22 protein-coding genes are annotated in these 20,570 nt (G+C 40.4%); 6 read left to right on the top strand and 16 right to left on the bottom strand.

Translation table 11 applies throughout. The features are described from left to right. Positions 1-56: 56 nt before the first annotated feature. The 8 genes from CSV69_RS04730 to CSV69_RS04695 all read right to left on the bottom strand — a co-directional run bounded on the left by CSV69_RS04730 (position 57) and on the right by CSV69_RS04695 (position 4,835). Positions 57-977: an urea transporter gene (locus tag CSV69_RS04730; protein ID WP_099692841.1), complete on the bottom strand. Its 921-nt coding sequence runs from the start codon at positions 975-977 to the stop codon at positions 57-59. Positions 978-1,311: 334 nt separating this feature from the next. Then, complete coding sequence (locus tag CSV69_RS04725) at positions 1,312-1,896, bottom strand: GNAT family N-acetyltransferase (RefSeq protein WP_085426265.1); 585 nt, start codon at positions 1,894-1,896, stop codon at positions 1,312-1,314. Positions 1,897-2,054: 158 nt separating this feature from the next. Then, entirely contained in the window at positions 2,055-2,519 is a 465-nt protein-coding gene (locus CSV69_RS04720; protein ID WP_099692840.1) for a hypothetical protein, read from the bottom strand. 30 nt (positions 2,520-2,549) lie between these two features. Further along, a complete protein-coding gene (locus CSV69_RS04715; protein WP_099692839.1) occupies positions 2,550-2,705 on the bottom strand; it encodes a tRNA U-34 5-methylaminomethyl-2-thiouridine biosynthesis protein in 156 nt (51 codons plus the stop codon). Between the two features lie 45 nt (positions 2,706-2,750). After that, positions 2,751-3,038 (bottom strand): hypothetical protein, encoded by a 288-nt coding sequence (locus CSV69_RS04710; RefSeq protein ID WP_099692838.1) that lies wholly within the window; start codon positions 3,036-3,038, stop codon positions 2,751-2,753. A gap of 11 nt (positions 3,039-3,049) precedes the next feature. Continuing rightward, positions 3,050-3,442 carry a disulfide bond formation protein DsbD gene (locus CSV69_RS04705; protein WP_099692837.1) on the bottom strand — a complete coding sequence of 131 codons (393 nt, stop codon included), beginning with the start codon at positions 3,440-3,442 and terminating at the stop codon, positions 3,050-3,052. A gap of 253 nt (positions 3,443-3,695) precedes the next feature. Continuing rightward, complete coding sequence (locus CSV69_RS04700; protein ID WP_099692836.1) at positions 3,696-4,223, bottom strand: CueP family metal-binding protein; 528 nt, start codon at positions 4,221-4,223, stop codon at positions 3,696-3,698. A 54-nt stretch (positions 4,224-4,277) separates the two neighbouring features. Continuing rightward, a complete protein-coding gene (locus tag CSV69_RS04695; RefSeq protein ID WP_099692835.1) occupies positions 4,278-4,835 on the bottom strand; it encodes a YdhK family protein in 558 nt (185 codons plus the stop codon). A gap of 219 nt (positions 4,836-5,054) precedes the next feature. Here CSV69_RS04695 and CSV69_RS04690 point away from each other — a divergent pair, with 219 nt between their 5' ends. Continuing rightward, positions 5,055-6,413 (top strand): sensor histidine kinase, encoded by a 1,359-nt coding sequence (locus CSV69_RS04690; RefSeq protein ID WP_099692834.1) that lies wholly within the window; start codon positions 5,055-5,057, stop codon positions 6,411-6,413. A gap of 18 nt (positions 6,414-6,431) precedes the next feature. Beyond that, positions 6,432-7,103: a response regulator transcription factor gene (locus tag CSV69_RS04685; RefSeq protein WP_099692923.1), complete on the top strand. Its 672-nt coding sequence runs from the start codon at positions 6,432-6,434 to the stop codon at positions 7,101-7,103. A 169-nt stretch (positions 7,104-7,272) separates the two neighbouring features. Here CSV69_RS04685 and CSV69_RS16770 read toward each other — a convergent pair whose 3' ends face one another. The 5 genes from CSV69_RS16770 to CSV69_RS04660 all read right to left on the bottom strand — a co-directional run bounded on the left by CSV69_RS16770 (position 7,273) and on the right by CSV69_RS04660 (position 12,071). Continuing rightward, a complete protein-coding gene (locus tag CSV69_RS16770; RefSeq protein WP_157129913.1) occupies positions 7,273-7,422 on the bottom strand; it encodes a hypothetical protein in 150 nt (49 codons plus the stop codon). Between the two features lie 393 nt (positions 7,423-7,815). Next, positions 7,816-8,178, bottom strand: coding sequence for a hypothetical protein (locus CSV69_RS04675; protein WP_369823935.1), 363 nt, complete (start codon positions 8,176-8,178; stop codon positions 7,816-7,818). A 229-nt stretch (positions 8,179-8,407) separates the two neighbouring features. Beyond that, positions 8,408-8,737 (bottom strand): chaperone CsaA, encoded by a 330-nt coding sequence (gene csaA / locus CSV69_RS04670; protein WP_099692832.1) that lies wholly within the window; start codon positions 8,735-8,737, stop codon positions 8,408-8,410. 70 nt (positions 8,738-8,807) lie between these two features. After that, positions 8,808-9,683, bottom strand: coding sequence for a M23 family metallopeptidase (locus CSV69_RS04665; RefSeq protein ID WP_233192327.1), 876 nt, complete (start codon positions 9,681-9,683; stop codon positions 8,808-8,810). Positions 9,684-9,908: 225 nt separating this feature from the next. Next, positions 9,909-12,071 (bottom strand): M28 family peptidase, encoded by a 2,163-nt coding sequence (locus CSV69_RS04660; RefSeq protein ID WP_099692831.1) that lies wholly within the window; start codon positions 12,069-12,071, stop codon positions 9,909-9,911. Between the two features lie 274 nt (positions 12,072-12,345). Here CSV69_RS04660 and CSV69_RS04655 point away from each other — a divergent pair, with 274 nt between their 5' ends. From CSV69_RS04655 to CSV69_RS04645, 3 genes are all read left to right on the top strand, one after another. Then, the gene (locus CSV69_RS04655; protein ID WP_085426275.1) at positions 12,346-12,591 is read left to right on the top strand and encodes a hexameric tyrosine-coordinated heme protein; all 246 of its coding nucleotides are present in this window, start codon (positions 12,346-12,348) and stop codon (positions 12,589-12,591) included. Positions 12,592-12,675: 84 nt separating this feature from the next. Beyond that, complete coding sequence (locus CSV69_RS04650) at positions 12,676-12,960, top strand: hypothetical protein (protein ID WP_099692830.1); 285 nt, start codon at positions 12,676-12,678, stop codon at positions 12,958-12,960. A gap of 147 nt (positions 12,961-13,107) precedes the next feature. Further along, positions 13,108-14,709, top strand: coding sequence for a GMC family oxidoreductase (locus CSV69_RS04645; RefSeq protein ID WP_099692829.1), 1,602 nt, complete (start codon positions 13,108-13,110; stop codon positions 14,707-14,709). Positions 14,710-14,966: 257 nt separating this feature from the next. Here the strand turns inward: CSV69_RS04645 and adhP are convergent, their stop codons facing one another. Both adhP and CSV69_RS04635 read right to left on the bottom strand, forming a co-directional pair. Continuing rightward, positions 14,967-15,980, bottom strand: a complete 1,014-nt coding sequence (gene adhP / locus CSV69_RS04640; RefSeq protein ID WP_099692920.1) for an alcohol dehydrogenase AdhP — start codon at positions 15,978-15,980, stop codon at positions 14,967-14,969. Positions 15,981-16,194: 214 nt separating this feature from the next. Beyond that, positions 16,195-17,148, bottom strand: a complete 954-nt coding sequence (locus CSV69_RS04635) for a calcium/sodium antiporter (protein ID WP_099692828.1) — start codon at positions 17,146-17,148, stop codon at positions 16,195-16,197. Between the two features lie 316 nt (positions 17,149-17,464). Between CSV69_RS04635 and CSV69_RS04630 the strand changes: the two genes are divergently transcribed. Beyond that, positions 17,465-19,177, top strand: a complete 1,713-nt coding sequence (locus tag CSV69_RS04630) for an ABC transporter ATP-binding protein (RefSeq protein ID WP_099692827.1) — start codon at positions 17,465-17,467, stop codon at positions 19,175-19,177. A 74-nt stretch (positions 19,178-19,251) separates the two neighbouring features. Here the strand turns inward: CSV69_RS04630 and CSV69_RS04625 are convergent, their stop codons facing one another. After that, a complete protein-coding gene (locus CSV69_RS04625; protein WP_085426278.1) occupies positions 19,252-20,478 on the bottom strand; it encodes an AI-2E family transporter in 1,227 nt (408 codons plus the stop codon). Between the last annotated feature and the right edge of the window lie 92 nt (positions 20,479-20,570).

The following is a 20,570-nucleotide window of genomic DNA, read 5'->3' as shown; positions in this document are numbered from 1 at the left end:
CTACTTCGGGGCTAGTTTGTCTCGTATAAAGCTTTATGCTAGTTCAAATCACGTAATTATAAATTGGGCATGATTTTTCTAGCACCTAAAATTAACCAAGTGCTCAGTACAAATGGCATCGTTAACGCAGGAAGCCCGTACGGTAATAACCAAATGCTGACACTTGCACTCAGCGGCACTGTGATACAGGCAGCAAGCACGCCGGTAATAGGGGCATAGCGATTTTCTTTCGTGTTAAACACAGCAGATACCGCGAGAATAGTTAAAATAGCATTATAACCATATAAACCTAGCACGATCTGCGTATGCTCCCCGCCTAATGCAAGTGCTGTGAAGAAAGCGACCGCATTGCCGATGATCGCATAAATACCGAATTTTCTGCTGGCCCAAAAAACCGCAAGAAACAGTAAAATACTAGGGATCGTTTCAATAATGAAAAAGATTTGGCCGATTCCATTGAAAATCACATCAAGCAAATTAATTTCACCTGCTATATGCAATTCCCAATTGGCTAAACTTTGAGGTACTAATTCATCACTCAATGTAATGCTTTTGAATTTATACGATTCCAGCAGTACAAACCAAGTGACTAAGATGAACGGTAACGTTAAAACCGGAATACCTATGTGGCCAATGAAATGCATCAAGGTCGCAGTGAAAATCGCAGCTACTGCAGCGCCGATCAATGCGACAACCCACGCATTCGGACCCGTCAAAAACGATTGTAACGCCAAACCAGTTAACACAGAATTATATCCCATCAATCCTTTACTAACCAACGTTTTGTCCGCACCGCCAACTGTTGCAACCAATGTACCGATCACAGCAGACAAAAACACTATGATTCCAAGTGGTACCGAAGTGATGGTAATAGCCAATAAAATTAGAAGGCCGCTTATTGTATTTTCTATAAATATAATCTGTGATATCCCTTTAATGGAAGCCTTCAGTAAATTAATGAATTCCCCTTTTTTCATCGATTGCCCTCCCAACAGTGTATGATATAGTAACTTCCGGAGAGCATCAATCACATTTTCTTGTGAATGAACAAAGTGAGATTTACTCATCAAAACATCCAATGATTATTTCATAAAAGTAATTCAATTTGTTTTTGATCATTAATACATGTAAACACACTATGTCCGATTCACTTTCATTTTATAAATGAATTATCCTTTTTCACGAATTAAAGAATGAAGGTACTTTACAGATAAATTCAAAACACCTTTGCTTGATCTTGTGCAGGAGTGCCGACACAAAAATACTTTGATTGCAGGGGAGGATTATTCTCGTTTTGCGCCCCTAAACTATTCACTTTATATAATTTATCTTGTCTTCTATACTTCCTTTCACACTTGCCCACTGTTCCTTGGTCACACTAAACATCACAGTGTGACGAATTGTACCGTCTACTCGGATCATATGATTGCGAAGAACACCTTCTTTTACAGCTCCAATCCGCTCAATTGCTTGTTGGGAACGAATATTCTCATGATCGGTTTTCAGTTGGACACGATTCAATTGTAATTCCTCAAAACAATAAGTGAACAGCAAATACTTGCACTCCGTATTAACGGAAGTCTGCCAAAACTCAGGATGCAACCACGTGTTTCCGATTTCTAAACGCTTATGCGACAAAACTATATCCATCAATCTAGTTGAACCAATGATTTTGCCCGATTCATTATGAATAATTACGAAAGGATACTCGCTTCCAAGATCTTTTGTACGGAGAGCTGCTTGAATGTATTTCTCCATATCCAGTCGAGTTTTCATGGGATTCGTCATGTACGTCCAGATCCGGTCGTCTTGCGCTACACTATAAAGGGCTTCCACATCATCTTTTTTCATCGGTCTTAGTGTAACGTGAACACCCGGCAATAAAATTTCTTTCATCACATATCCTCCAGATTTAGTAGTATCACATATTGGCTATGTTAGTAAAAAAGATGCAAATTCTTTTCAAAGAATTGCATCCCATTACACTAAAACATTATCAGTCACTTACTTTATTATTCTACAAGTTGCTCGTAAGTTCAACAATCTATACAATACTAATTTACTAATTCCAAATTACTTATTCTAACGACATTTCCTATATTCGAACCGATCCAAGCCCCGATAAATGGTAGTAAATTATAAAATTGTAGCGTTTCGGAGCTAGTATCTAATGTAAAGACAAATATTGTGAACATAATGCTTACGATACTGAGAAGGATAAACTCGGTTATCTTTTTTCTCTTCCAGCGCTTCTTCCCCCAATGATCTCTATCAAAAGCCTGAACAAGCTGATTGGTTTTGGTACCTGTCGTTCTTGCTGTTAGGAGGATGTAAAGCGCGTGTAGAGCGAAACACCATAATAGCAGGCAAATTAATACCAAGAAAATAGAAAGTGGCCATGCCGCTTTTATATAAAGAAGAGACAGAACGAATAGCACGAGCATCCCTATATTGAATTCTACCAATTGCTTTTTCTTAAGACGTTTCACTTCTTCTATATTCCATTTTGATTCATCCACTTTACCCCTCCTTATAGGCAATAAAAAGTTCTATTCTTTTTTCTCTTTATATCCAACTCCATACCCCATGATAACGCCTAGCAATAGTGTGAGTAAGAAATCTCCGTCGACATTTTTTGTGAAAATACTAATTATGATCCAACCAAATAAAATTCCAGCAGTTAACAAAATTAAATTTTTAGACATCTTTTATCAGACTCCTTCATTTGCCAAGACGGTATCTCACAAATACTAGAAGCCAATTACAAAAGCAAGAACTAGAAAAATCGTAATGCCAGCTGCTCGTGTGATCCATTTATTCCGCGTCCCGTCGCCTCGAAGTGGATCTATTCTGTGCCAGATCATGAACGCAATGGTTGTAAAGGAAACAAATAGTACCCAATTTGTCCAAAAGCTATCATAGTATTGGAATGTGATAAATCGAATCATTACATACGTAACAACACCAAGACTACTGGTGAGAAGTAAGCTAAGAAAATACGGTTTTCTAGTGTTTGAAACTTCTTTTGTTAATTCCATTTACATTCCCCTTAGTGATTAGTCGAATTCAAATTTTCGTACACTTTGTACACGAGGCTACCAAATAAAAACTTGATAGGATACAACGAAATAAGAATTGCAACGATCTGACTGAATGTCTTAGTTGCTCCTGTCAGATGTAGTTGATCAATAATAACGTAATTTGCCAACTGAATTAAACTGAATACAATAGCGACCGAAACCGCCAGCGCAAATAAAATTAAAACAACCTGAGATATAGACAGCTTTCTTAACTTTTGAATACTGCCGTCGCTAATTGTAAAGCTAATATACGATAGTGGGACTAGCAATAAGAACCAACTTGAATAGCCGAATGAAATCCAAGAAACACCTACTACTAAAAGTAAAATCCAGCCAATTATACTACTTATCCTTTTGCTCATTTTCTTCACCTACCTAGGTTCTGATTATTCTAGCATATCTTCTTGTAAGTACGAATAGACCTTGGCTTAAGTTTCACTTCTTGAGGAATTTCTTACAATTTATAGAATCTTCTATACAAACTATTTCTAGTAGAATAACATGATCATTACTGCGAAAACTTTTTTATCATATAAAAAAGCACCGCAATATGCGATGCTAAATGGATATTTAGTTTGTTCTTTAGAAGGTTAAATGAAAAGCACAGTTCTTATTTCACTGCAATTGCATCGTTGTAATACATGTATTGTCCCCTTCAAACGTAGTAATTTCAGAGACGGTTTCTTTGTTGTCTCGTTTAATCGTTACAGTAAATGTATCATCACGTGGAAGCCAGAGATCAATAAATCCATTCGTTTCGGTTGTTTTGATTTCATCAAGAATGACATTGCCTTCCGAGTCTTCTATATGCACTTCAAAATCTTCTTCAACGAGTTCACCTTGACAGCCTGTTAGACTATGAATATCGCAAGGATGCGTACTGTCGACAAATGGTGCAATGGATACGAAAAATTCATCTTCAGGAAGATCATATGTCGTAACGTTTTTATCATCATCTGTGACAATCAGTTCAGACGATGTAATCGATGCGGATGCAGCTACGGCATTTCTCACCGTGTAGTCGTTTACTAACTCTTTAATATCTACTTCTGGTTCCTGTGTTTCAGTATTCGCTTTTTCATTGCTGCAACCTACTGATAAAGCAGTAATCAATAGCAACACGGCAATCAGTTTCATTTTCATTATTTTCACTACCTATCCCTATTTTTAGCAAAACTATACCAATTCATGTAATGATTATTGTTCGGATAGCTCATCTTCAACAACCCATTTATGATTCTTAACTTCTTCTCCATCTGTTGTGGATTCATAATCAATCATATAGACAGTCGTTTGCTCCGCAGATTCAATTTCTGATTTTGCTCCCTCCATTCCTTCCATATGATCGGCAAGGACAGTCACTTCTGTACCTTTTTCAAGAGGGGCAGGTGCCGGATCTTCAATTTCTTCATGGACGACCCATTTATGATCCATCACTTTCTCGCCACCATCTGTCGGCATGTAGTTGATGGAATAAGCAGTCGTATCAAATGCGCCTACAATTGTTGCAGTGGCTCCTTTCATTCCTTCCATATGATCTGTTTCAATAACTGCTTCGGATCCAACAGGATATGTCGGGTTTTCGGCTTTCATTATACCTTCAGGAATACTTCCATCACTTGAATGGTCCATCCCTTCCATTTCACCTGGGGACGTTTCTTCATTTTTAACAGGTTCTTCTTTGGTTGTCGACGCTCCACATCCTGCAAGCACAAGGGCGAAAGCTGCGCTGACTGATAGTATTTGTTTTTTCATATGTCTTCACTCCTTTTACTTTACTAGTAGTATAGCCACTTTTCATTCAGAGTAACGCTATATTCCTAAACTCCTTAGAAACTCCTTAATTGCGAAAAATAGTACAATAAATTATTTCGATACAAGCATTTGAATTATGGTACATCATTCGTGCTTTCTGCATACATTTTCGATACGTTTACCTTATACTGCTCAATAGAGAGAAAAGGAGCGCGTGCCATGAAAAAAATCTCCACCAAGTTAGCGTCAGCATTTATTATTTCATTTCTGATTATGGACACATTGTTGATGATCTATTTACATCAGACCATCACACACGCCCGGGTTGATGAAGAATTGGATCGACTATTGAAAACGGGTAGTAACCATCGAAATGTTTTAGAAGATAATTATACCGAAACGACTTTGCATCATATCATTCTAATGGAAAGCGGTGGCGAACGAGATGTTGTTATTCTTGATGATTCAGGGAATAGCGTACAGCACTCATTGAAAAACGAAGAAGTTCTCGCTCCATATTTGAAGAAAATCCAAGAAGAGAAACCGACTGAAGACAGCATTTTACCTGTTGATTGGAACGAGTCTCCTTACCTTGTCAGTGTCCATCCATATAAAGTCGGCGATAACTCAGGAACTCTCGTTATGCTTCAAAGCACTATTCCCATACGTCAGCTTGTGAATCAACTCAATATTCATTTTATACTGGCGGGTGGAGGAAGTATTGTCGTGCTGTTTGTCGTGTATTTATTACTCTCCAAATGGTTGACACGTCCACTGATTCGAATGAAAGAAGCGACCGAACAGATTAGCGAAGGGTTCTACGATGTTGACTTGCCTAAGTTTTCAAATGATGAGCTTGGGGAATTGGCTGCGTCGATCCGTAAATTATCGAATGACTTAAGTCGTGTCAAACGCGAACGACATGAGTTTTTGGCGTCTGTTTCTCATGAAATGGGAACACCTTTAACGTACTTGATTGGCTATGCCAAAGTAGCACAACGTACAGAATTGAATGATACGGAACGATTTAACTATTTATCGATTATCGAAGAAGAAGCCGAGCGTTTAAAAACGCTTGTGAAAAACTTGATGGATTTAGCTCAAATGGATGAAATGACTTTCACTGTGAAGAAATCCGAATTCTCTGCAGAACAATTCATCAAGGATACCGTTCAACTCGTCCAACCTGCATTTGATATGAAAGGAATAACGCTTCTCGTTGAACCAGTCCGAGACTTCTCTTTATTCGCAGATCGCATGCGGTTAGAACAAATCATTCTCAATTTATTGGACAATGCTCTTCACTATTCTCAAAGTGGCAGTACGGTAATCGTTCGTGCTTTTCAAGAGAAAAAGCATGCGGTCTTTCAAGTAGAAGACGGTGGATGTGGGATTGCGATTGAAGATCAACAACAAATTTTTGAAAAGTTATACCGTGTGGAGAAATCACGTTCTCGTTCGTTTGGCGGTGCTGGTTTAGGCTTAGCGACTGTGAAGGAGTTAACAGAAGCACATGGTGGGACGATCGAGGTGCAAAGTGAATTGGACAAAGGAAGTATCTTTACGGTACGACTATAACTGGAGATGATGACGGATATGAAGACACTATTATTGATTGACGATGAGCAACGCATGCTCGATTTACTTGAGCTATTCTTAGCACCACATGGTTATCGATGTTTACAAGCAACAGATGGTCAAACAGCTCTTGAACTATTCAATAAAAAGAATGTACACCTCGTGTTGTTAGATGTTATGATGCCAGGCATGGACGGTTGGGAAGTTTGCCGTAGGATCAGGGAAGTATCGGATGTACCCGTCATTTTATTGACTGCTCGTTCCGACAAATCAGATGTCGTCAAAGGACTCGACCAAGGCGCAGATGATTATATTACGAAACCGTTTGACGAAGGTGAACTGACAGCGAGAGTGCGCGTTGCTTTGCGGCGTATTCCCGATGACGAACCAAAGACAATCGAGGAAGGTTTATTTACGTTGGACTTGGAGTCTTATTCCATCCTATATGACACGCATGAAGTTCGTCTTACATTAAAAGAGTTCTATATTATAGAAGCTATGATGACAAGACCGAATCGGACGTTTACTCGGGAAGACTTGCTTCAAGTCGCTTGGGAATATGACACTTACACAGAAGTTCGGACGGTTGATTCCCATATTCGAAATTTGCGTGACAAGTTAAGAAAGTCTGATTTTCCGATTGACGATATTCTAGTGACGGTTTGGGGAATCGGGTACAAATGGAGATGAAGTAGCGCTAGGGACGATTCGATTTTCCGTAGTGATCCCTTTTTAAGACGAGAGTGCTAGTATAATACGTGTACTAAAACGAAAAGAGTCCAATTCTCATTTGAATGGGACTCTTTTAAAATTCGAAAATATTCACTTATAGTTTCAATTAGTACTTGATCTTAGCTGGTTATTTATTATTATTACGCTGAATCTCGGCTAAAATAAAACCTCCCATTATTGCAAGAGGAATGGAATTTGCAAAGACTGGCGGTTCTAAGAAACTTCCGAAAACACCACCCAAGATCGTTACTATCATGGCAACTAAAATTCTTCCCAAATAACTTCCCCCCTTTAGAATTTGGTGCTATTGTGTTCTACTATCGCGCTTATTAGCTTAAATAAGTTTACTTCAAGAGTTATAGCCAAATGAAATGATGAATATCATTGCAGTCACAGATACTACGATAAAAATTATAGAAATTATAGTGATACTTACAGTTAAACTTTTCGGTATGTTCGTACGGTTTTTCCGAATAGCTACTAACAGGAAAACACTCAGTAAAATTATAATAAGAAAAATTGATAAGAATGCAAAACGCTCTTTAATTATAAACCATATATCCATTTCTTCTGTTCCTCCAATAACTAGCAGTTCGATGATTTGTCCTTATTACTGTAATAGGTGCAATCTTTCTTCAAGAATTCAACTCGTTTTATATATAGTAATTTCTTATTCAGTTGACATATAACCGATTACTTCATAGGTATTCGAGTCAACCAGGATTGGAGGTGTTCCGGCAACAACATTTTCTACGTCTTTAAAAGAAACAAGCAATACCTCACGATCCTCATCCTTTTTATCTAACAGAACATATCGATGATCGGCAATAGTTTCTTCTACATCTGCACTTTGCCAATCATCTTTAGCTGTATGATTCCAACCTTTTTCCTTTACAAATGCCCATGCCGCTGCCTTAACATCAACATATTCGTCTACGCTTTCTGAACTTTCTACGTTTACTTTATTTGCGCAACCTACAATTAGTAAAGCTGACCACACTATTAAGATAAAGCATATATATTTCATTTTCACTTTACCCCGCCTCCTTGCAAGGTTAGACGGATTGAAATTGTATAAGTTACAAGTATTCTATCACCATAAAGAAGGCTCGATTATTCATTCAACTACTTTATCAGCACTTCAATTCTGTCTTTATTTTGTTCAGCCAGTTCTCCTAATAACTGTATTCCTCAATCTTCTTTATTAAAAGAGCTTGCCAAATAAGCTTATTTTCTTCATCTATAATCTGTTTCTGTAAATCTTAAGCAACCGGCGTACCGTTTTTGACGGGTTGTTCAGGTTGTAAGAGTACTACGTCATCTTCACCAGGAATGCCACCGATTACTAAAACTTCGGACTTGAAGCCCGCGATTCGTCTTGGTGGGAAGTTAACTATGGCCACTACTTGATTTCCTACTAGTTGTTCTGGTTCATATCTTTGCGTAATTTGGGCTGAAGAATATTTAATGCCTACTTCCCCAAAATCGATTTCTAACTTAATTGCAGGCTTTCGCGCTTCTGGGAATGGCTCTGCTTTCAACACCGTGCCCACACGAATATCTAATTTTAAAAAATCCTCGATTGTAGCCATCACTATCACCTCATGGTTTTATTTTAATTCTAAGTCTATTCTGCTTTTCAATATCACTTATATATAGATTTCATTTTTCCACAAAGTCTCCCTGGATCCATGTATCTTCACGATCAAATGTACTGTTTATACTTTTCGACTTCATGAAGTCCGGCGAATCAGCTACATGAAAATGAATATGGGGTTCACTCGAATTTCCTGAATTACCGACTTGGCCAAGTACCTTCCCTTGATCGACCTGATCTCCCTCCTTCACGAGTACCGACTCATATTTAAAGTGAGCTAGATAACTAAATTCATTATTTCCGTGATCTAGGATGACATAATTCCCTAAGGGTTGTTTTTCATTCATTTTACCGACTGGCTTGTTGTCTTTTACGCGATTTTCTACTTTGACAACGGTTCCCGCTGCAGGAGCCAGATATTCCTTGCCAAATGCATAATAACTTTCATTCAATTCTGGATCACCATCGTACGTACTGTGTTCATTCATTATCACAAAGTCGTAAGCGTAGCGCTGGTTTTCATAGTCGTAATGATAATTGACCAAACTGTTTGTGCCTCCCCACAACACAAACCACGTATCATGAAAAGGAAGATCCATAACTGTTTTAGTATATACTTCATCCGTTTCTGGATAATTTGTGAGTGGCATGATCTGTAATCCTTGGATAACATCAGCCTCGTCAAAGACCGCCACCATCCCTTTAGAACCGCTATCATCTGTCCAAGCGTATTGCCTCACACCATTACTATAAGGTAGTTCAGATTGTAATTTATACGAGATCACGTCTTGATTAAAATCATCACCTAACTCTCGAAGCTGCTTCAATGTAACTTCATCTTGAAACGCTTTGCTCATCTGACTGTAGACCTGTTCATAGTCTCCTTTTAGAAACGTACTAGGAAAATCTTTTGGCTCGATCAATTCCCTTTCTCCAGTCATTTCTTCTTCCCCTCCATTACTACAGGAAGTTAAGAAAACCGTTAAAAAAGTGGCGCCTATTAAAAGATTCTTCAAATTCCTCACATTCGCCCTCCTAATCACTTGTATATAATGTCTTTATATTGAATTTTCAATATAAACCAATTCTAGTAGTTTTGCGTCTGTATTACTATGAAAATCCTTTTACAATTAAAAAAGCACCGCTGAATGCGATGCTTTTTTAATTTATTTTAATTCTGTTAACAGCTCACCAAGTTTTTTCACACTTGCTGTTTGCTCTGTTACGGTTTTCTGCAATAACGCTTTCTGGCGATCTAGAGCGTCAGTTAATGTCACGATTTCTTCTGACACGTCTGGCTTGTCCTGGTCTTTTTTCGATTTCAACGATTGGATCGTATCGAATAGGTCTTCGTGATCGACAATTCGTCCAGCACCCCACATCAGTTGTTCTTTTGGTGCTTTGATCACGTAATCCGTGAAGTAGGTAAATACTTCTTTATCAAAAGCGTAGGCGTACCAGTTATTATCGATTGCGGACAAGTTCTCGTCCAAAGGTGTTGCGACATCACCTTTTTGTAGTGCCTCTATGGAAGCACTCAAATGATTGACGTTGTTTTGGGCATGTTCATGAGGGAAAATCGGTTCGTCTTCCCATGTTAATCTTACAAATTGATCTTCTGCATATTTGAATGCAGCGAGTAACCCACTGTTCAACTCACGGCTTTCTTCATACAATTTTTTCGCAGTGTCCGCATCTTCTTTTTTAAGAGCGGTTGCGTATTCTTCATTCACTTTTGCGACTTTCACGTTAACCTCTTCCGCTGCGGATAACGCTTGATCGATTTCATTAGTCAAACTATCTGACGCGACTTCTGCTTGATCAAATACATTTGTATCCATCAATTCTTTCATAGCAAGCAAACGTGTCGTGAAGTCGAGTGGTACGATCGCTGTTTTATCGTAATGCATCGTTAACAAGCCATAGAGATTCAAGTGGAATTTCAATGCTTCTGCATTAAATGCCTCTTCGCTATCAAATTGAGAGTGATAATGGGAATGCATGAATTCACTATCTTGGAAATCATTCCGAAGTGCCGGCACACCAGCAATTCCGAATGAAAAATCATCCGACCATGTACGTAGTGGCGAAACGACGGAAATGCCGTCTTTGTATACATCCGATAGTGGAGGTACTTGTTTTGTAAACTCTGTCAAATAATTATTCAATTCATACACGGAACGGATTTCATCTTGTGTCGTATGTTCAAATGCCGGAAGCTCGAAGTTCATATTGGCAAATGTTTTACCGACCCATTCCGGATGAATCTTGAAGATTTGATTATAAGCGCCTGTTGACCAATCATAGCGGGTGTTCGAAACTCCCCATTCTTCCGCTGCGATCGCATTGAAAATAATGGTCTTCTCCGGCTGATAGCCACTGTCGATTATCCCTTTGGCAATCCCCATCATCAAGCCGATTGCTGCATTATCATCTTGGAATCCAGCGAAGTACGAATCATAGTGTCCAGATAATAGAATATACGATTCAGGATCTTTCCCTACAATCTTTCCATAATAATTATACGCTTCGCCGTCCATTTTGACAGTCGATTTCGCATCGAACTTTACAGTAAATGCATCTGCTTCGCTTGCTTCAAGTGCCTTTTTCAGACTACCTGCATCTGTTTGAGACATCGAAAATGCTGGTGCATCGTCCGGTCCACAAATATCTTGGGCATTCAATGCATCGGGATCTACTTCAGCATAGCCAGCTTCTTGTACTGCAATTACCGCAGCTGCCCCTTTTACATGTGCTTGATAGGTAGGATAATTAATCCACCATTCTTCACGCTGGTTAATGTCGATTAACACAAGCTTCCCTTCAATATCCAAGCCTTCTAAGTCAGCAGCCGTCCCTTTTCCTGCATAGACGACTTCAAGTTCTTTCACACCATCTGTATTGAAGTTCACTTGGTAACCGCCAAGAACAGCGAGATGTTCTTTCCCGTCGGCGTCTGTAAAGGTTAGATCTGCTTTCTCAAACTCCCAACTATCTACTTTAAATGCGTCTTTTGTTACTTCAGTAAGCCCTATTTCCTTCATTTCTTTTTCTATTTTCTCGCCCGTCTTATGTTCCGCTTCAGATCCAGCCGTACGATAGCCGAGCTTTTCATTCGTTTTAAATTCTTCCAATCCTTTAGCGAAATCAAAAGCGTATTCTACGTCAACTACAGATAAGTACTTGTCTTTCTCACCTGAAAGCGGAACGGTCTTTACGTCTTCTACTGGTTCGTCTTTCGTCTTCGAAGTATCTTCTTTTGGTGTACACGCAACGAGTGACGCTGCAACGAGCATGGATAGAGCCATGCCACTTACGATCTTTTTCATATATCACAGTCCTTTAGATTTTTTTAACAACTAATCAATTAAACGACATAGATTCATATTTGGCAATACAAAATTCATAAATTATTGATAAAAAATCATCGGTTTTTATTTATTTTTAAAAATGATGTTCCTTCCTTTTATACTTGTCTATTACAATCGAAAATTTACTCTTAAAAGAAATCTATGCTATTTAAATCTGCTTTTGTGTTTCAGCACATACCCAGTTTCACTGCATATATATAGAAGGATTAACTAGACAAAGGGAGTGAACTTCATGGCAAATCAAACATTCCAAACGCTGATTACAGCAAATCCGGATGAAGGCTTTGCGCTCGCTGTTAAACTCGCGCAAAAAGGGGTAGAAGTAACACAACCTTCAGAAGAAATTAGAAAAGTATTGCGTCCTACGTATTCGCGAGACGCGGATAGTTTAACGGCCGCTTCCCAAGTCATTGCGATTCACTTTCAAACGGTAGCTGCGGCCAATAACTATTGGCGGACGTGGATGCCTTTATATTAAGTGCACAAAGAAACGTGTAGTGAAGTTTTACAGAGTCTGACGTACAACAACGTTTTTCACACTGTCCATAAAGGAGACGGAATGATGACAAACAGTACAAATGAACATGTTTTAGCGCAATGCAAAGATCCAGATGGTATCTCGCCTATCCGCAGGGAAGCTTGGGAACTACAGCAAGCTCTTCCTTCTACATCGAAGAATCAAGCAATACCCAATAGCAATGCAGGTCCTAGTCCACATGCATATTCGTGGCCACTACCCCAAGCAGGCGTACCCACATTCATGGCGCCGGTCATTTGGTTTTATCCGTATTGCCCTCGTTGCTATTCCTGTAGAAATCCTAAGTTTCATCAGCCAATGCCATACTGAAAAGTCGGCAATGACGTGAAAGGCTAAATTCAGAAGTGAAATTCCTTTCCTTGAGAAAATTGTTCGGATGCTGTACTTCAACCGGTCTAATGTAGGAGTCCATACCATAAGCTACATGGAATATAATTCATTAAATGGAGGAATCAAATGCTTCACGGGAATGTTGAAGATCAAACATATGATTACATCGTCGTGGGAACAGGTCCGGCAGGTTCAGTCGTGGCCAATAAATTATCCAATGACAAAAGAAACTCTGTGTTAGTAGTGGAAGCCGGTAGCAATGACAGCAACAAGCGACTCGTCCGTGATTCCAAATTTGCGGTTCCGATCTTGCTGTATCAAGATTTTGCACCGGAGTTTTATATACCAGGCCACGGGATACCGCAAAGAGGCGCGGCTGGGCGAACATTCCCATGGACGGGCGGACGTCTTTTAGGTGGCGGTTCCAGTGTAAATAACCAACAATATGTTAGGCCATCAGCAGCTGTCATGCAAAGTTGGGAACGTCTTATGGGCCCTATTTGGTCACCGCAGGAAGAAACGCGACGTTTTGTCGAACTGGAGAATTATAATGGGGAAACAACGAATCCTTCTGCAAGAGGAACTAACGGTCGTTTAGATATTAGACAAACGCAAGTCAATCCAACAGACATGACAGAAAAACTGGTCACTGCTATATCGCAAGCGACGGGTTACCCTGAGATTCTGGACTACAATGACCCAAATACGCCAATTGGACCGTTCACACGGTATCAACTATACCAATTCCCTGACGGCATACGCGAGAGTGCGGATAGCGCTTTTCTTTCAAGTGATATTATGGACCCAGATGGTCACGGCGTAAATGGTCGGAAACTACAAGTATCTTTTCGATCAACGGTTACGCGTGTAATTTTCGAACAAAATCGGGCAATCGGCATAGAGTATATCAAAGAAGGGAAATGTGTCCGTGCATTTGCGCGAAAGAAAATCATTCTATCCGCCGGGATCAGTAGTGTGCCTATTTTGATGCATTCGGGAATCGGGAATGCACAGTTGCTTCAAAAACATGGCATTCCTGTCGTATTCGATAACCCAAATGTTGGGATGCACTATGCCGATCATCCGGCTGTAGAAGCTACGTTTACGACCAATTTAGCTGATCATGTTAGTCCCGAAAACGATCCAAACTCTATCTTTGCTGGAGGTGGATTCCTTCCAAATCCAACACCTGGATCAAATCCAGAGCGACGCGGAATACAATTATTCTTCCAAAGCGGACCCGATTGTACAGTTACAATGGGTGCTATTTTACTGCAACCTGCTAGTCGCGGAAGTGCGGTTATACAAGACCGCGATCCACTCAAAGTCGTACTTGGCGATCAAGGGTATTTGGCTAATGCCGCAGACTTGGAAACATTCAAGTATACGTTCAAAGTATATTTTAAAGGTGTAGCTGAAAAGCTGGCGGCAATTGATCCGAGTTACCAACTAGTTTCACCGTCTATGGATATTATTAATGACGATGCCAAACTGGAGAAATTCATCAAAGAAAATTTGGCTGCAGGTTTCCATCCACAAAGTATGAATCGAATGGGGCCAAATCCTGAAAGTGGAGTCGTCGATGCGAAAGGTCATGTGTACGGAGTGGAGAACCTAGTCATTGCAGACGATACGATCATTCCATTCACTGTCGATGGGAATACTTCCGCCCCATCTTTTCTAATTGGGCAGACGATTGCGGAACAATTGTTACTGGATGAACACTGACTGTGAGAGTTTGGAATTAAATAGTAACCAAAGCTGTTTTCGCACTAAATATGTGTGGGAACGGCTTTGCTACAGGTGATGAACGCTGAACTATAAGGTATACATTTTGAAAGGTCACGAACATGCACCTTTTGCAATCATTGATCTGTACATGCGTAAATGTATAAGAACGCACAACAGGCTACTCTCCAACTGAACTGGAGAGTAGCCTGTTTATTATTTGTCTATAAAGTACACCATGCGTTCTTCAACAGTTATCAATCAAACGTTAAGACAATACGACCGTTGATCTTCCCTGCCTCCATTTTATCCAGCACTTCATTCACTTCAGAAAGAGGTGCCGTTTCGATCTGGGCTTTTACTTTTCCGCGCGCAGCGAAATCAAGCGCTTCTTTCATATCGATGCGTGTGCCGACGATCGATCCTTTTACCGTTATACCATTTAATACTGTGTTAAAAATTGGAATAGGCAGTTCCTCGTGTGGTAGTCCGACTGCGACGAGTGTTCCGCCACGTTTAACGGAACGGTATGCCTGCTCAAATGGTACTTTGGAGACCGCTACACTGATCGCTGCTTGTACTCCGCCTACTTGTTGTTGGATCGCTTCAGCAGGATCTTCTTTCTGTCCATTTATTGCGATATCAGCGCCTAGCTTCTTCGCAAGTTCTAATTTCTCATCCGCAATATCGACTGCCACTACGTTAAAGCCCATTGCCTTTGCGTATTGCAACGCGACATGACCTAGTCCGCCAATACCGTAAATCGCAACCCAGTCTCCTGGCTTCGCACCCGATACTTTTAACGCTTTATACGTTGTCACACCCGCGCAAAGAATCGGAGCTGCTTCCACCGAGCTAAGGTTTTCAGGAATTTTGGCTACATACTCTGCCGCTGCCAAGCAATATTCCGCATAGCCGCCATCAACTGAATAGCCACCGTTTTCCTGCTTGTGGCACAGTGTTTCTTTTCCTTGTAGACAATAATCACATTCTCCGCATGCCGAATACAGCCAAGGAATCCCTACACGATCTCCTATTTTTACCGCAGTCACATTCGGTCCTATTGCTTCTACAATGCCGACGCCTTCGTGTCCGGGAATGAGAGGTAGTTTCGGTTTAACGGGCCAATCTCCGTTTATCGCATGCAAGTCTGTATGGCAAACGCCGCATGCTTCCAATTTTACTAAAGCTTGACCCGGACCTGGTACAGGCTTTGCCGTGTCCTCGATTTGTAGTTTTGTTTGAAATTCTTTTACGATTGCCGCTTTCATCGACGTCTGTTGTTTCGTTTGTAGTGCCTTGTTGTTTTGGATTGCTGGTTTCATGAATTAATTCCTCCCTTTTCTCGTACCGTCCATGTATACGGGAGTACAGGGGTAATTATGATAGAGCTAAAGAAATATTTTCACTGGTATATAAAATAAAAGAGTTCCTACGCCATTGGCAGGAACTCTTATTGTTGCGATCTGAATTTCATTACATCATTTAATTTCGTAAAATAACATACACCAAGTACATGACGTAGGCTGAGGCGAGCATTAAGCCTTCGCGTTTGCCGATTCTGAAGCCGGTTCTCGCGAATACGAGTAAAACCAGAGTCAGTGCGATCATGATGATGACATCGATAAAGACTTTATCGTTCACCGCGATCGGTGTAATGGCCGAAGACGCTCCAAGTACAAATAGGATATTGAAAATATTACTCCCGACAATGTTCCCAAGCGCAATTTCACTCTCTTTTTTCAACGCGGCCGAAATCGACGTTACCAATTCAGGTAATGATGTTCCGATGGCGATAATCGTCAGACCGACCAGTGTTTCACTCATCCCAAGGGAATACGCGATTTTCGTTGCGTTATTCACGACTAGATCACCGCCGAATATAATCGCTGCCAGTCCGACGAGCGTGATGAGTATATTCTTGCCCCACTTCACATTTTCCGTTACTTGGGTCAATGTGGCATTTTGTCGGCTACGGAGGCCGAGTTCAATCACGTAATACATAAAGATCGAAAGGAATATTAAGAAAATAATACCATCGCTACGCGTGAGCACATTACTGCTGAAACCTTGTAGTGCGATATCACTCATCAACACCAACATAACGATACTTGCAAGCAATGTAAATGGAATTTCTTTCTTGATCGTCTCACTTTGTACCTTCAGCGGAAACAGAAAAGCTGCCACTCCGATTACGATGGTGATATTGAAAATATTACTTCCGACTACGTTACCGACTGCGACGTCCGCGTTTCCGCCGAGCGCCGCGATAATACTGACCGTCGCTTCTGGAGAGCTCGTACCAAGAGCAACAATCGTCAAGCCGATCAAAATAGGCGGGATTTTCAGCAGTCTAGCAATATTAGAAGAACCATCGACAAAATAGTCGGCTCCTTTTATTAATAATGCAAAACCAATTAGTAGTAAAACATACGTCATCTAGTTGTTGCCTCCTTTAATGAAAAGAACGTTCTCATTACTAGTATGAACATCGCTTGAAACCGTGAAGCTTCTGCGTTTTCATAGCATCCAGCTTTCTTGATCCATCATCTTTTAACAAACCTGATTATCTCACGTTGTAAACACTTTTGCATACTACAAACCACATGTATGTTCACAAATATTATCGTGTTTATTCTCAATTAGATGTGTTTTTCATCGTATTTCACCTATTTCATTCTCAATTAGATGCTTTTTTCAGATCGTTCTCTTATACTAGGAATCTAGGAATACATCAAACGAAAGGAATTACTACATGATTACACAATTCTTCGCTTATTATAAGCCACATCGCCGCTTGTTCTTGATCGATTTTTTCAGTGCGATTTTTGTAGCACTTCTTGAACTCGCTTTTCCTCTCGCCGTTCAGTGGTTTATCGACGGACTTCTACCGTCCGGTGATTGGAATAAAATTGTCACAATCAGCTTTTTATTATTACTTGTTTATCTAGTCAGTACGTTTCTTCATTATATCGTCAGCTATTTAGGGCATAAGCTCGGCATCAATATCGAAACCGATATGCGGCGCGAATTGTTCGAACATGTACAGAAGCAATCATTCCGATTTTTTGACAATACGAAGACCGGCCATATTATGACGCGTATCACGACCGATTTGTTCGATATCGGCGAACTCGCCCATCACGGACCTGAAGATGCGTTCATTGCGATCATGACCATTGTCGGTGCTTTCGCGCTAATGTATTCAATCAATCCTGAACTTGCGTTAATCGCCATTGTCATGGTTCCGCTTCTCGCAGTAGTCGTAGCTTTCTCGAATAAGCGAATGAATGCAGCCTGGCATAAAATGTACCAAAATATTGCAGATGTCAATGGTCGAGTAGAAGATTCGGTTTCAGGATCACGCGTCGTGAAATCCTTTACGAATGAAGACTTCGAATTGCGCCGTTTCCAACAAGACAATGACTATTTCCGCTTAGCTAAACTAAAAGCGTATAAAGTCATGGCGTGGGCGACGTCTTCGATGTACATGCTTACACGTCTCGTAACTCTCGTCATTCTGATCGTCGGTGCGTGGTTCACGGTCAATGATAAGTTAACTTACGGTGAACTCGTCAGCTTTATTTTATTCAGCAATATTTTGATCAAACCGATCGATAAAATCAGTGCGTTGCTTGAGTTATATCCAAAAGGCATGGCAGGATTCAGTCGTTTTCGTGACTTGATCAATCAAGAGCCTGAAATTAAAGACGCGAAGGACGCTGTTGAAGTTGCTCATTTACACGGTGATATTACTCTTTCTAATGTTACATTCGGATACGATGAACAGCGTCCTGTCTTACGCAATATCGATTTAACGATTCAGGCAGGACAAACCGTTGCGTTCGTCGGTCCGTCCGGTGCAGGAAAGACGACGATTTGTTCACTAATTCCCCGTTTCTATGAAGTCAATGAAGGCTCGATTTCCATTGATGGAATGGACATTCGCAATATGACGCAAAAATCATTACGAGATCAAATCGGCATCGTCCAACAAGATGTGTTTTTGTTTACTGGAACGATTCGTGATAATATTGCGTACGGTAAATTGCACGCGACGGACGAAGAAGTGTATGAAGCGGCAGAAAAAGCCCATCTTACCGACTTGATCAGCAGTATGCCGAACGGTTATGAAACACAGATCGGTGAACGCGGATTGAAACTGTCAGGCGGTCAAAAACAACGGCTGGCAATCGCCCGCATGTTCTTAAAAAATCCACCCATTCTTATTTTGGATGAAGCGACTTCCGCACTCGATACGGAGACTGAACGCATCATTCAACAATCGCTCGAAGAATTGGCAGTTAATCGCACGACACTCATCATTGCACATCGTTTGACGACGATCCGCAATGCCGATCAAGTCATCGTCATGACGGAAGACGGCATTGAAGAGCAAGGAACATATCAAAGTTTACTCGAGCAAAACGGGACATTCGCTCAATTACATCAAGCGAACCAAGTCTAACTGAACATGAAAATACCTGTGCGCAACGTTCGTGAATGTTTTATCCTCACAAACGTTTAACGCACAGGGATTTTTTATTTCTTTTTCTTCCTGAATGATCGTACTTTCTTCCGCTTCTTCGCAATCGGCGCGCTCGGTTCAGGTGCCGGATTGTACGCAACGGTATATAAGCCCGAATAGTCTTGGTACCACGCGAAAATATGCTGGAATATTACTTTCAGTACTGCATAAGCAGGTATTCCAAGAATAACTCCAGGTACTCCGAATAGTTTACCCGCAGTCAGTAGGACGATAATAATCGTCACGGGATGGATTTTTAAGTTACTGCCTAAAATTAAAGGCTGAATCAAACGACCTTCTAGTAATTGTTCAATAGCGAAAACAATGAGTACTTTGACGAGCATGAACGGTGATGCAACAATCGCGACAATGACAATTGGGATCATCGCCATAAATGAACCTAAATACGGAACCAAATTCAATAATCCTGCCACAATGGCTAATAACACCGCATATTCGAGACCGATAATCGCGAATCCAATCCAAAATATTAATCCTACAAAGAAAGCTACAAGCAATTGGCCACGAATATACTGGCTGATTTGCGTATTGATTTCTTTCAGTAAATTATACATCGGTATCCGAGTCTTCGTCGGAAGTAATTTCATAACGTGATACGGTAAACTGCGTCCATCCTTCAATAAAAAGAATAATAAAATCGGCATCGTCACTAAGGCGATGACTAGATTTGTAACGGTCCCCACTACGCTACCGATTCCTGAGAATGTGGAATCCATCACTTGGTTCGCTTGCTCCGAAATGGACTTGATGACATTGGCATTGACATCGGCCAATTGTGTTTGCAACTGCGAAAATATCGTGCTATTTAATAAATGATCTATCTGTTCGATTAATCGATTCCAATAAGTCGGCCAGTTTTCAATCAAACTAATGGTCTGTTCACGTATGATTGGAATCAGAATAATAATCCCCCATACGACCAAGCCGATAATCACTAGAAAGACGGTAACGATTCCACCGATACGTGGAACTTTTTTTCTTTCAAGCCAATCAATTAACGGATTCAGTAGATAAAATAAAATCCCCGCCATAATTACTGGCAATCCAATCACACTGAAAAACTCTTTTACGGGATGCAGAAGGTAGGTAATCTTTGAAAAGAGTAATAAATTCGCTAGTAGCAATAAAGTAATCAATAAAATCGCAACGACCTTATTATCTAAAAACCATTTGCGGAACCATGTCGCCATGCCTTTTAACTTAGCTCTCTCCTGATCCATTGGCTGTACCCCATTCCTTTTTCTAGATGTGACATGCTGTATATATAGTATACAACGTTAAGAGAAAAGCAGTTAGTAATACTATCTTTCAT

This window comes from Sporosarcina sp. P26b (genome assembly GCF_002743245.1).
Taxonomy (GTDB): Bacteria; Bacillota; Bacilli; order Bacillales_A; family Planococcaceae; genus Sporosarcina; species Sporosarcina ureae_C.
This window is presented reverse-complemented; position numbering and strand designations above follow the sequence as displayed.